The sequence below is a fragment of the Enterococcus sp. AMC2644 genome, assembly GCF_058216475.1.
In genome coordinates this window covers 78,161-90,923 of the sequence record NZ_CM177095.1, presented here as the reverse complement: position 1 = coordinate 90,923, position 12,763 = coordinate 78,161, and the positions used below count along the sequence as shown (strand labels likewise).

Sequence of the window (12,763 nt, the reverse complement as noted above, 5' to 3'; positions counted from 1 at the left end):
GATCGTTTATTTTGCTTTGCGGCAACTGCATTTATTTTTTCTTCATAACAGTCATGATAGTAAGTGGCACAGTTAATACAATATAACCAATTATACTAACGACTAGCATATATACCCATTGATTTGTAATGGGAAATACGTTTGCCAATAAGATTGCGACAACGATTGAAGCAAAATAGCAAACAAATAACTGAATAAAACGTTTTGCAGACATTTAAAAACCTTCTATCTTTACTAGGATGGTTTTATTGTATCTAATAATCTTTTAAAATTCTACTTTATTTCCCATTTCAAGTCATAAATTAAAGCTGCTCATATTTTTCTTTGCTAGTATCAAATGTCAGCAAAGAGAAACAGTTTTAGTTGAGTTATCATCAGTACATCTGTGTGCATCACTTAAAATTCTTACTTTTGCAAATCAGCTGGAATGAACCAATAATTATCTTGATTTTTTCCTTTTAAAAAATCTGTAAATTCATCAGATTTATAGGCAGCAACAATATCTTTTGCCCATTGTTCATTCGCATTCTGTTTATCGACAGTGACCACTAATTCATATTCTTTTAAAATATCTTCGCTTAATAAACTATTTTCAGCAGGAATTTCAGCACTATACACAATGCTTCCGGGAATTACGCCAAAATCAATATCTTGTAGGCTTCGAGGGATTTGAGCAGAATCCATAGCAACAATATCTAAATCTAAGGTGTTTTCTTTAATATTACTGGTTGTTGCCGCCACTGGTTCAATCGTTTCATCTAGTTTAATCCAACCTGCTTTTTCTAATAGGAGTAACGCCCGAGCAGTGTTGGATGCGTCTTCAGGAATAGCGATTGTATCGCCTTCTCCAACTTGCTTCAAGCTGTCTTTGCGTCCGCCAAAAAGCCCAGCAGGAACTGTTGGAATAGAGACCAAGCCAACTAAATTTGCTTCACTGTTTTCATTAAAGTTTTCTAGATAAGCCGTGTGCTGGTCCACATTGACATCAATTTCCCCTTCATTGAGTGCAACATCTGCTTGTAAAAGGGCATCAAAAGCTGTTTCAGTTACTTGATAACCTTTCTTTTCTAAGATAGGTTTGATACCTTCTAAAAATAATTCACTGTAAGGTCCTGGAGAGGTTCCAACACGAATGTTGGTGCTTTCAGTTTGATTTGTATTGCCACATCCCGATAATAAAAGCACCGTTCCAACTAAACCGACAATCCCACTTAATACTGATTTTTTCATTTAATTTCCTCCTTGTGTAATAAAAAAATCCCTAGAAGAATTCATTCTTCTAAGGATGTACGGATGACATGTTACCACCTTGATTTATGCGCATTTCACAATCACGCAACTCATGAAGTAAAGGTTCTTACTTCTGCTTGATAACGGAAGCATCCGCTTGCGACTATCATGGATGAGTCATCGCAATCACTCCAAAGTCATGTTCACACCTACATTTTCATCTCTTCTCAGCTACCGAGACTCTCTGTTGGAAAAAGGATAGGTGCTACTCTCTTTATCAACGTGTTTGTTGATTTGATTTGAATCATAACAAAGGAAAAATAGCGTGTCAACGGAGATAAGTCTAAATAGCAAGGGTTTCAGAGTTATGATAGCTTTTTGTTATCGTAAAAAAAGACTATCGAATAAACGGATAGTCTTTCAAGTTATTTCTGAAATCAGAGAAAGGAGTATGAGCAATACAATAAATCAATCAAGCAATAATGTACGTAAATCTTTCTGCATATTTTTTGAAATATGCAATGTATTAGTTAGGTAATTGTCCATACTGCCAAATTCATTAGTAACAGTCTGATAAAATGTATCTAAAAATTCCGTCTCAACATTTAGTGCGACATCTAGCGCATCTGTTACTTCTTTAGGAGCGCCATTGTCTTTGGTAAGCTGAATAATTTCTTGATTTTCTTTGACACGTAAGGTATTTGTTTCTAAATAATCTTGATAAATCGTGGATTGCGGGATATCTAATATTTCTAACAACAAAGCGGCAGATATACCAGTTCGATCTTTTCCTGCAAAACAATGAAATAAGAAACTATTTTTTTCTGAGACACTTAAGGCAGCTTCAATCATTTTTGAAAAACCAGCTTGAGCACCAGGATTTATCGTCATTGTATGATAAATTTCATGCATGTACTCACGTGCTCGTTCGGCAGAGCCAATTTTAATAAAATCTCCTAAACTTGCACCTTCATCATTGATATTTTGGAAAATATCAATATGGATATAATCTATGTTATTAAATGCTTTATCCGGTCGTTCAATCACTTCTTCTTGGGAGCGCAAATCTACAATTTTTTCCAATTGATAGTTGTTAATTAATTGCGCTTGTTCCTCTAGAGAAATACGTGAGAGTTCGCCTGATCGTAATAATTTTTTAGGTAAAATAGTTTGACCTTGGCGATTGACTAATCCGCCTAAATCTCGAAAATTTGTAATAGTTTTCATTAGTTGGCCTCCTTTATATCAATTTACTAATTATTTATATAGAGTATCATAACATAATTTAAAAAAGTGTGAGCTAAAAATAATTTTGAATATTTATTATAAAATGATTATAATGGATGTGTTTACAACGTATTAAAATTTGAAAGGACGTGGGGAAATGGTTAAAAAATTTCCGGAGAACTTCTTGTGGGGTGGAGCTACAGCTGCAAACCAATATGAAGGAGCCTATGATGCAGATGGAAAAGGTTGGTCAGTTCAAGACGTAACGCCAAAAGGTGGTTTTGGACCAATTACTGATGAGCCAACAGAAGATAATTTAAAATTAGTTGGAATTGATTTTTATAATCACTATAAAGAAGATATTAAATTGTTAGCAGAGATGGGTTTTAAAGTTTATCGTACGTCTATTGCATGGTCACGTATCTTTCCAAAAGGAGATGAAAGTGAGCCAAATGAAGCTGGCTTAGCTTTCTATGATAAAGTATTTGATGAATGTTTAAAATATGGTATTGAGCCCTTAATTACAATTTCACATTATGAAACGCCATTACACTTAGCTCGTAAATATGACGGTTGGACAAATCGTAAATTGATTGATTTTTATGAAACATATGTGCGTACTATTTTCACACGTTATAAGGATAAAGTGAAGTATTGGTTAACCTTTAATGAAATAAATTCTGTTTTACATGCACCTTTTATGAGTGGGGGAATTGCAACACCTCCAGAAAAATTATCAAAACAAGACTTATACCAAGCAATTCACCATGAATTAGTGGCAAGTGCCCTGGCAACTAAGATTGGTCATGAAATTAATCCAGATTTCCAAATTGGTTGTATGGTTTTGGCAATGCCTACTTATCCGATGACCCCTAACCCAGATGATGTAGTAGCAAAATTAGAAGCGGATCGTCAAAACTATTTATTTTCAGATATTCATGTACGTGGAAAATATCCGAATTACATTAAAAAGTATTTTGAAAATAACAACATTGAAATTCAATTTGCTGAAGGTGATGAAGAGTTATTAGCAACACACACTGTGGACTTTATCTCATTTAGTTATTATATGAGTATCACAGCAACTGCAACACCAGAAAAGTATGAACGCGGTCGGGGGAATATCTTAGGCGGTTTCCCCAATCCATATTTAGAAGCTTCTGATTGGGGTTGGCAAATTGATCCTAAAGGGTTATATGTTGTCTTAAATGAATTTTATGATCGTTACCAAGTACCATTATTTATTGTTGAAAATGGGTTAGGAGCTGCGGATAAATTAATTGAAGGAGCAGATGGAGAATTAACGGTTATTGATGATTACCGAATTGATTATATGAATGATCATTTGGTACAAGTTGGTAGAGCAATTGAAGATGGCGTAGAAGTAATGGGATATACTTCTTGGGGATGTATTGACTTAGTAAGCGCATCGACTGCCCAAATGTCAAAACGTTATGGTTTCATTTATGTTGATCGCAACGATGACGGTTCAGGTTCATTAAAGCGTTACAAGAAAAAAAGCTTTAACTGGTATAAAAAAGTGATCGAAACAAATGGTGAAAGCTTGAGAGAAAAATAATTGTTAAGCACTTCCTAGTTTTAGGGAGTGTTTTTCAATCGCAGGGAGAAAAAAGGGATGACCAAAAAATTATTTGAACCAATTGAATTTCGAAATTTAAAATTAAAGAATCGTATTGTGATGTCGCCGATGTGCATGTATTCCGCAGAAAACGGAGAAGTAACGCCTTGGCATGTTACGCATTATGCTTCACGTGCGGTAGGACAAGTGGGTTTAGTAATTCTAGAAGCTACAGCAATTAAACCAGAAGGGCGTATCAGTGTGAATGACTTAGGTATCTGGTCAGATCAACAGATTAAAGGATTACAAAAGATTACAAACGAGGTGAAAGACAGTGGTGCTGCTGTGGGCATTCAATTAGCACATGCAGGCAGAAAAGCTGAACTACCTGGAACGATTTTTGCACCATCAGCAATTGCATTTGATGCGCAGTCAAAAACACCACAAGAGATGACTGTAGCAGATATTCAAGACGTTGTCACAGCCTTTCGTCAAGCGGCAATTCGTGCTCAAAAAGCGGGCTTTGATATGGTGGAAATCCATGCAGCACATGGGTATTTAATTAATGAATTTTTATCACCTTTGGCAAATCATCGTAAAGATGAATATGGTGGCTCTTTAGAAAATCGTTATCGCTTGTTAAAAGAAGTTGTTTATGCGGTTCGTGAGGTGTGGGATAAAGCTCTTTTTGTGCGTATATCCGCTAATGATTATGTAAAAGGTGGTATGACACCAACTGACTATGTTCCTATTGCTCAATGGTTAAAAGCGCAAGCTGTAGATTTAGTTGATGTTAGTTCAGGTGCTGTTGTGTCGACATCGATTGACGTTTATCCAGGATATCAAGTTCCATTTGCAGAATTGATTCGTAAAGAAGCTGAAATACCAACTGGAGCTGTCGGTTTAATTCAAACAGGGATACAAGCAGAAGAAATTTTAAAAAATGAACGCGCTGATTTAATTTTTTTAGGTAGAGAGCTGTTACGCAATCCTTATTGGGCATATCAGGCTGCCAAGGAACTGCATACAGAAATAGAAGGACTTGAGCAATATCGTCGTGGTTGGTTGTTTTAACAAAAAAAGCTTGTCAGGCGATTGCTGACAAGCTTTTTGATTATTCTACAGTAACGGATTTTGCTAAGTTACGAGGTTTATCAACATCGTAACCACGTTGTAAAGTAGCGAAATAAGCGATTAGTTGTGTCGGGATAACAGAAACTAGAGAAGTTAATAATGGGTGTACATTTGGTAAAACTAATTGATCAGTTGGCTTCGCTAAATCTTCACTAACAATCACAACCGTTTTTGCACCACGACTTTCAACTTCTTTTAGGTTACCACGTGTATGAGCACCTGTATGAGCTTCAGTGATGACCCCGATAACTGGTGTACCATCTTCAATCAAGGCAATAGTTCCATGCTTTAATTCACCCGCTGCAAAACCTTCTGCTTGGATATATGAAATCTCTTTTAATTTTAAAGAAGCTTCGCAGGAAACATAATAATCATTTCCACGACCAATATAAAAAGCATTCCGTGTTCCTGTCAAATAGTCTTCTGCTAATTGTGAAATCATCGCTTTTTCACTAATCATTGTTTCCATAGCAGAAGCAACCAATGCTAATTCATGGAAGACATCAAATTCTTGGGCAGCTGCGATTTGTTTAACTTCACCAATACCTTTAGCAAATAAAGCTAAAACAGCAATTTGTCCAGTATAAGCTTTTGTTGAGGCTACGGCAATTTCTGGACCAGCATGTAGTAATAAAGTGTATTTTGCTTCACGTGAAAGAGTTGAGCCAGGCACGTTTGTAATAGTTAATGAAGGATGGTTTAAACGATTAATTTGTACCAATACTTGACGACTATCTGCTGTTTCACCACTTTGTGTTAAGAAAATGAAGAATGGTTTTTGCGACAATAATGGCATGTTGTAACCAAACTCACTTGATAGGTGAACTTCAACAGGAATTTCTGTTGTTTTTTCAATCAATTGTTTGGCAGCTAAACCAGCATTGTAACTAGTTCCACAAGCAACGATGTAAATACGATCACTAGTAATGACTTCATCAACTAATTCTTGATCTAATTTAGTTTCGCCATTCTCTGCTTGATATTCTTGAACCAAGCGACGCATAACGGCAGGTTGTTCATCGATTTCTTTTAGCATGTAATAAGGATAGGTACCTTTTTCAATATCTGTTAAATCCAACTGTGCTTCATAAGATTCGCGATAAACATTGTTCCCTTTTTCGTCTTCAATTTGGATACCTTCAGCAGTCACAGTAACCATTTCGCCATCAACAATTTCCACAAAATGACTTGTTTGATCCAACATTGCTAAAGCGTCACTACAAATAACGTTAAAACCATCACCTAGACCGATTAATAGTGGGCTTTTATTTTTGGCAACGTAGATTGTTTCGCCGTCCTCTTTGTCCACTAAAGCAAAAGCATAGGAGCCTTGAATAATTGTTAGGGCTTTTTGAAAAGCTTCTTTTGTTGAAAGTTGTTCATTTTCCATTAGAGTTGCAACTAGATGAACGGCAATTTCAGTATCTGTTTCACCATAAAAGGTATCATCTGTTAAGTACATCTGACGAATTTCTTCAAAGTTTTCAATTACACCATTATGAACAAGGACCAAGCGACCATTTTGTGAAGTGTGTGGATGGGCGTTCTCTTCGGATGGTTTTCCATGTGTTGCCCAACGAGTATGACCAATACCGATTGTTCCGTTAACTTCTTCTGTCATTTTTTCTTCTAAATTTTTAATACGACCTTGTGCTTTAATTAAATGGTTGTTTTGTTTGTCAGAAACAAATAAACCTGCTGAGTCGTACCCACGATACTCTAAACGTTCCAATCCGCTAATAATAATTTTTTCTGCATGTTCTTTTCCTACGATTCCTACAATTCCGCACATAATGAGTTTCCTACTTTCTTTTTGTCATTATGTATTTCTAACTGCACGACAAGTTTTTTGTGAAGACTTCACAGCCTTTTTTGTACTTGTCTGTAGAGTGCAGACCCTAGAGCCACCCGCCGAATATTCGATAAGCTCTGTCCTCGTCATCTATTAAATGTTTGGTAATAGATCTGGCGCTTTTAATTGGTATAGTCTTTTGATAGTTGATGTTTTTTTAGAAATACATTGGTAATCATATACATAATCGCGTTATAAGTCAATAAAAAAATAAATAAAATTAAATTGGTCTAAAAATAAAGGTATTAAAAACGCAAGAAAACAGGTTTTCTCTATCAAAATTTAAGCGAATTCGATACAATAAGAGAGAAAGAGGGGATTGTATGTCAGAAGTTCAAGCAATGACTTTTAAAGAGTTAAAAGAAATTGTACAGAAGTTAGAAAATGCGAATATATCTGATGAGACAAAAGTCATGTTAGATACTGGTTGGGATAGCCTACAAGAAATTTTGCCAGAATCAATTCAAGTTAAGAAATCACGTTCGTTTAAAGTGCAAGATGTCTTAACAGAAGAATTTTTTGGAGGATATGCATTGGTTGAAAAAGCAGAAAAAATGAATGCAGATGGACCAATAGAAGAAGTAATTGTCATTGAAAATTTATATTGATAAAGGAGGCTGTCAATGAATACAAGGAGATGGGTTGCGGTAGCAATTGCCGTTGGATTATTTATTTTTTCAGGAATTGCAGTGTTAATAAAGCCTAAACAAGAGGAGACGGATACTCTAAGTGGTTTAAATGCCCTGCTTTATGGAACCAATGAACTAGCTGAGTATGTGGTTGAACCTGGAGATGAGCAGCAGCGAATTGCGCATCTTTATGTAGAAGGTGAAATTTCTGATACAGGTAGTAGTCTGTTTGCAACAGAAGGATATAATCACCAAGTTTTTTTAGAGCAGTTAAAACAAATTCAAAATGATCCAACGATTGCTGGTGTACTATTAGAAGTAAATTCACCAGGCGGGGGCGTCTATCAAAGTGCAGAGATTGCTAAAGAAATTCGTAAAATTCAAGAATTAGATGTGCCAATTTACGTAACAATGACGCAAATGGCTGCAAGTGGTGGTTACTATATCTCCGCCTCGGCTGATAAAATTTTTGCCACAGAGGAAACAATTACAGGCTCTATTGGTGTCATTATGAGCGGAATCAACTATGCGGGATTATTTGAAAAATTAGGTATTGAGGATGCGACTTATAAAAGTGGTGCATTAAAAGATGTCGGTTCTGGTGCAAGAAAGCCAACAACTGCTGATAAAGAAGTATTGCAAACATTTGTAAATAATTCCTATAATCGTTTTGTAAAAATTGTCTCAGAAGGTCGTCAAATGCCAGAAGAACAAGTGCGGAAAATTGCGGATGGTCGTATTTATGATGGCCAACAAGCTCTGGATAATGGCTTGATAGACGCGTTAGGTTTCCCAGAAGAAGCACTTGAAGCATTACGAACAGAGCAACAACTAGAAAATGCTGAATTAATTGAATATGAGCTTTCAGCAACGGGTTTTGCAAATACTTGGTTTGGCTCAAAATTAGCTGAGGTTCAAGGGTTGAAACCATCTGAAAGTAGTCGAGTGTTGAATATTATTGAAAGTATTGGCACACCAGATGCCCCGAAACCTTTATATTATTATGGAGGTGAATAATATGAATCCGTTGGAAGATAAGAAAAAATCAGCTACTCCTGATCATCCAGATGATTTTTATCAACAAATACTCACTTCTTTTAAAGAGAAAGAATATACAGAAGAAGAGATTGAACAGAAACAAGTAGCGTGGAAACGTTTTGAGGAATCATCCAAAGAACCACCAATCAATGACTTTCCCACCTATTTTTATGCGGGGTTTTGGATTCGCTTTTGGGCATTTTTAATTGATATTCTCTGTATTTCTGCTATTACCGAAATTTTAATTAATGTCATTTTTCGAGCGTTACACTTACCAATATCTACCTCATTATTTAGTGTTTATGGATTATTGAGTATAAGCATCTATTTAGCTTATTTCACATTACTAACGAAATTAAATCATGGTCAAACCATTGGGAAAATGATTTTTGGGATTCGAGTAATTGCTTTGAAAGAAGAAGAACTTTCTTGGCAAACGGTCCTAGTCCGTGAAGTTGCTTGCCGTTTTGTTTTACAAGCAAATCCGTTTTTATATTTAGGTTATTTACCTACGGCTTTTACTAAACGTAAACAACATGCAGGTGATTACTTAACAGATACGAGTGTGGTGACGTTAAATATGATTAAGGCTTTTAATAAGCAAGTTCAAATTTAAGCCATTCTGACTTGAATAAAGATAGAAAGATACCCGAGCTATAAAGTGGATTTGCGATTCAAAGCAAACTCTTAATAGTTCGGATATTTCATTCTTAAAGTAACTCAAGCGACCATTCTACTTATATTTGAAAAGAAAGAAGGTAATAGAATGTCAGAAATTTTATCCTTTCCTAATGAAGCTGAACGCTTATGGGTAAATGGAAATAAAAAAATCGAAGAACAAGAATTTTTAACAGCTAAACGATTATTCGAACAATTGTACCAATTAGAACCGACCTTCCGACACTGCCAAAGATTAGTAGAAACTTTGCAAAATTTAGGTGAATTTACAAAAGCATTGGAATTAGCTGAAGATTATTTAGAAGATTTCTTGAATAATCCAACTAGTTTTGAAATGTATTTGCGTTTATTGATGTTAGATGGTCAATATTTAGCTGTACATAGCTGGTTGCAACAGACTTCATTGCCTTTGAACGAACTGAGACAAGATTTGGAAAAATTAGAATTTGCTCAAGAAGTTATCGGGACTAATGAGCAAGTGGTGAAAAAGCAACAATTGCAACAGTGGGAGAGTAGTGGATATCCAGTGCCTCAGAAAGACTGGAATGAATGGTTGAAAAACAGTTCATTTTCTAATTTCTTGCGGATGTGCCAAGAATTTCTACCGATAGCGCAAAATCCTTTTATAATTCCTAAACTTGTAGAAGAGTTAGTGAAAATTGGAGCAGATGATGAAGTGATGATTCATGGCAAAATAGTTCATCTTTCTGAATTAGTCTTATTAGAAAAAACAGCTACGTTGCAAGAAGTGTATAAATTATTGAAGAAAAAGGCATTAAAAGATGTTCAATTAGAAGAAATGCTTATTGCTGAAATCCAGGCACATTTTGCTTTGATGTATCCTTTTTTACCTGATGAATCCGATGTCGCATTATGGTTAGAAAGCTATTTATTAGAATATAAAAGCCTCTTTGGCGATGAAACAGCTGCTGAACAATTGCAAAACTATGAAAGAATTCAATTGAAAAAGCAGGAGCTTAGAGAAATTTATCAAAAATTGCTGTAGAAAAATTGGAAGTTGCATTCAAAATGTTTACATTTTTCAAGGCATAGTGTACTATTTAAAGGTATGCATGAAACTATTTCATATGTAAATTTATTTGTTAATTCGGAGGGAAATACATGACTGCAAAATGGGAAAAAACAGGCACCAATAATGGTGAATTAACTTTTTCAATTGCTCAAGAAGAAATTCAAAAAGGCTTAACAACAGCCTTCAATCGTGTGAAAGGAAACCTTAGTGTACCAGGGTTCCGTAAAGGTAAAGTATCTCGTACAGTATTTAATCGTATGTACGGTGAAGAAGCATTATATGAAGATGCTTTAAACGCTGTATTGCCAGAAGCTTATGAAGCAGCTGTCCAAGAAGCTGGTATTGATCCAGTAGCTCAACCTAAAATCGATGTTGAAAGCATGGAAAAAGGTGAAGCTTGGGTAATTAAAGCTGAAGTAACAGTTAAACCTGAAGTTAAGTTAGGCGAATACAAAAATCTAACTGTTGAAAAACAAGATAGTGAAGTAACAGAAGAAGATGTGGATGCTCGCTTAAAACGCGAACAAGAACAACAAGCTGAATTAGTCATCAAAGAAGACGCTGCTGTTGAAGGTGATACAGTAGTGATTGATTTTGAAGGATTCTTAGGCGATGAAGCTTTTGAAGGTGGAAAAGGCGAAAATTATTCACTTGAATTAGGTTCAGGTTCATTCATCCCAGGTTTTGAAGAACAATTAGTTGGTAAAAAAGCTGGCGATAACACAGAAGTAACTGTTACTTTCCCAGAAGATTACCAAGCAGAAGATTTAGCTGGTAAAGAAGCTGTCTTCAAAGTAACTGTACATGAAGTAAAAGGTAAAGAAGTTCCAGAATTAGACGATGAATTTGCAAAAGATGTTGACGATAGCGTTGAAACTTTAGCAGAATTAAAAGAAAAATTCCGTGCTGAAATCCAAGAAAATAAAGAAAAAGCAGCGAAAGAAGCCGTTGAAGAAGCAGCTATTCGTCAAGCGGTTGAAAATGCTGAAATCGTTGAACTACCACATGTAATGGTTCACGATGAAGTTCACCGTGCAATGGATGAATTCTTAAATAACATGCAACGCCAAGGGATTAACCCAGAAATGTACTACCAATTAACTGGTTCTACTGAAGCTGACTTACACAAACAATTCGAAGGCGAAGCTGATACTCGTGTGAAAACTAACCTTGTAATTGAAGCTATCGTGGCTGCTGAAGGCTTAGAAGCTACTGAAGAAGAAGTTGAAGCAGAAATTAAAGAATTATCAGAAGCTTATAACATGCCAGAAGCTCAAGTACGTCGTGTACTTACAGAAGACATGTTAAAACATGACATCAACATGAAGAAAGCTGTAGATTTAATCACTTCTACTGCTGTTGAAGCATAATTTTAAGTTCAAAACGATTTGGTTTTTTGACTCTTTGTCAATAAGAATTGATGAGTTAGACTGAAGGAAATCCAAAACAGAAAGTGAAAGCTTCTGTTTTGGATTTTTTTTGTTTACTTTAATCAACTGATTGAGTAGCAAGCTTCTTATTTTCATATTCTTAAATGATTTAAATCCATAAGATACGCATTTTAGTGTTTTTGTATGTGTATTCTTCGCGTCTATTTTGCTATTGGAATAAGGAGAAATCAGGGCATTACGAATCCCTTCTTCATGATTTAAAAGATTTTATAGAGGTTGACTGTAAATGTCTCATCTAATCTTTAGAGACGTTTTTTTGATAGGATTATTTATAGAACATATCGTCCTCTCAGTAAATTATTTTGTTGTGATTTAATCATACAGAAGAATGATATGTTTTGATATCTAAAGTGAATGAAGGGGGCTGGCGAATCCTTTCTGATTCATCAGCCCCTATAGTGCAGTGCTTTTTTTTGCTAATCAATATTTACTAAATGAATGAGTAAAGAGGTATTAGCTGAACTTAGTTTTTGGAGGCAATGAGGTTTTAGTGTAGTGAGTTTATTTTTAGGCATCCAGCGAATAAGTTCTTCTTCAGACTCGCTCATATACCCTTCTTTAGTTGAAATTGTGCCACGATAGACGTAGAGCAATTCATGATACTGCTTTTTTTCCTGTTGAAAGAAATTTTCGATAATTGCCCACAGCTTTGCTTCCATTAATTGCTCACCAGTTTCTTCGAATATTTCACGACAAATCCCTTCTAATGTTGTTTCAGAAAATTTAAGACGACCACCAGGTAAAGAGATAGTACCATCGGGATACATAGCTACGAGTAACTGGTTTTCTTTTTCAATCCATGCGGCAACGCGGATATTCAGTTTTCCACCTGCTATTTCAAGTGTTAAATCATCCATAAAAAAAACCTCCTTTTAAGTAAGTCATTTTTATCATATTCTTAAATAAATTAAA

General features: G+C 35.4%; 12 protein-coding genes, 1 pseudogene and 1 other annotated feature. Of the genes and pseudogenes, 7 read left to right on the top strand and 6 right to left on the bottom strand.

Annotated elements, in window-relative coordinates:
* Positions 1-31: 31 nt before the first annotated feature.
* The 3 genes from AC4BC5_RS00380 to AC4BC5_RS00370 form a co-directional block, all read right to left on the bottom strand.
* The gene (locus tag AC4BC5_RS00380) at positions 32-214 is read right to left on the bottom strand and encodes a hypothetical protein (RefSeq protein ID WP_207940770.1); all 183 of its coding nucleotides are present in this window, start codon (positions 212-214) and stop codon (positions 32-34) included.
* Positions 215-405: 191 nt separating this feature from the next.
* Positions 406-1,230, bottom strand: a complete 825-nt coding sequence (locus AC4BC5_RS00375) for a MetQ/NlpA family ABC transporter substrate-binding protein (RefSeq protein WP_490496203.1) — start codon at positions 1,228-1,230, stop codon at positions 406-408.
* 48 nt (positions 1,231-1,278) lie between these two features.
* Positions 1,279-1,520: a binding site (T-box leader), on the bottom strand.
* 178 nt (positions 1,521-1,698) lie between these two features.
* Complete coding sequence (locus AC4BC5_RS00370; RefSeq protein ID WP_490496202.1) at positions 1,699-2,457, bottom strand: tyrosine-protein phosphatase; 759 nt, start codon at positions 2,455-2,457, stop codon at positions 1,699-1,701.
* A gap of 157 nt (positions 2,458-2,614) precedes the next feature.
* On the opposite strand from AC4BC5_RS00370, the gene AC4BC5_RS00365 reads away from it, so the two are divergent.
* Together AC4BC5_RS00365 and namA are read left to right on the top strand one after the other, a co-directional pair.
* Positions 2,615-4,036: a glycoside hydrolase family 1 protein gene (locus AC4BC5_RS00365; protein WP_490496201.1), complete on the top strand. Its 1,422-nt coding sequence runs from the start codon at positions 2,615-2,617 to the stop codon at positions 4,034-4,036.
* 57 nt (positions 4,037-4,093) lie between these two features.
* A complete protein-coding gene (gene namA / locus AC4BC5_RS00360; protein WP_490496200.1) occupies positions 4,094-5,110 on the top strand; it encodes an NADPH dehydrogenase NamA in 1,017 nt (338 codons plus the stop codon).
* A gap of 40 nt (positions 5,111-5,150) precedes the next feature.
* On the opposite strand, the gene glmS is transcribed toward namA, so the two are convergent.
* Positions 5,151-6,962 carry a glutamine--fructose-6-phosphate transaminase (isomerizing) gene (glmS, locus tag AC4BC5_RS00355; protein ID WP_490496199.1) on the bottom strand — a complete coding sequence of 604 codons (1,812 nt, stop codon included), beginning with the start codon at positions 6,960-6,962 and terminating at the stop codon, positions 5,151-5,153.
* A 383-nt stretch (positions 6,963-7,345) separates the two neighbouring features.
* Between glmS and AC4BC5_RS00350 the strand changes: the two genes are divergently transcribed.
* The 5 genes from AC4BC5_RS00350 to tig all read left to right on the top strand — a co-directional run bounded on the left by AC4BC5_RS00350 (position 7,346) and on the right by tig (position 11,770).
* The gene (locus tag AC4BC5_RS00350; protein WP_490496198.1) at positions 7,346-7,630 is read left to right on the top strand and encodes a hypothetical protein; all 285 of its coding nucleotides are present in this window, start codon (positions 7,346-7,348) and stop codon (positions 7,628-7,630) included.
* 15 nt (positions 7,631-7,645) lie between these two features.
* The gene (gene sppA, locus AC4BC5_RS00345) at positions 7,646-8,668 is read left to right on the top strand and encodes a signal peptide peptidase SppA (protein WP_490496197.1); all 1,023 of its coding nucleotides are present in this window, start codon (positions 7,646-7,648) and stop codon (positions 8,666-8,668) included.
* A complete protein-coding gene (locus tag AC4BC5_RS00340) occupies positions 8,652-9,305 on the top strand; it encodes an RDD family protein (protein WP_490497575.1) in 654 nt (217 codons plus the stop codon). The genes sppA and AC4BC5_RS00340 overlap by 17 nt, the downstream gene beginning before the upstream one ends.
* A gap of 150 nt (positions 9,306-9,455) precedes the next feature.
* Entirely contained in the window at positions 9,456-10,373 is a 918-nt protein-coding gene (locus tag AC4BC5_RS00335; RefSeq protein ID WP_490496196.1) for a hypothetical protein, read from the top strand.
* Positions 10,374-10,489: 116 nt separating this feature from the next.
* Positions 10,490-11,770 carry a trigger factor gene (gene tig / locus AC4BC5_RS00330; RefSeq protein ID WP_490496195.1) on the top strand — a complete coding sequence of 427 codons (1,281 nt, stop codon included), beginning with the start codon at positions 10,490-10,492 and terminating at the stop codon, positions 11,768-11,770.
* Between the two features lie 114 nt (positions 11,771-11,884).
* Here tig and AC4BC5_RS00325 read toward each other — a convergent pair.
* Together AC4BC5_RS00325 and AC4BC5_RS00320 are read right to left on the bottom strand one after the other, a co-directional pair.
* Positions 11,885-12,058 (bottom strand): annotated as a pseudogene (locus AC4BC5_RS00325) (transposase); the annotation flags it as partial.
* 209 nt (positions 12,059-12,267) lie between these two features.
* Entirely contained in the window at positions 12,268-12,708 is a 441-nt protein-coding gene (locus AC4BC5_RS00320) for an NUDIX hydrolase (RefSeq protein ID WP_490496194.1), read from the bottom strand.
* Between the last annotated feature and the right edge of the window lie 55 nt (positions 12,709-12,763).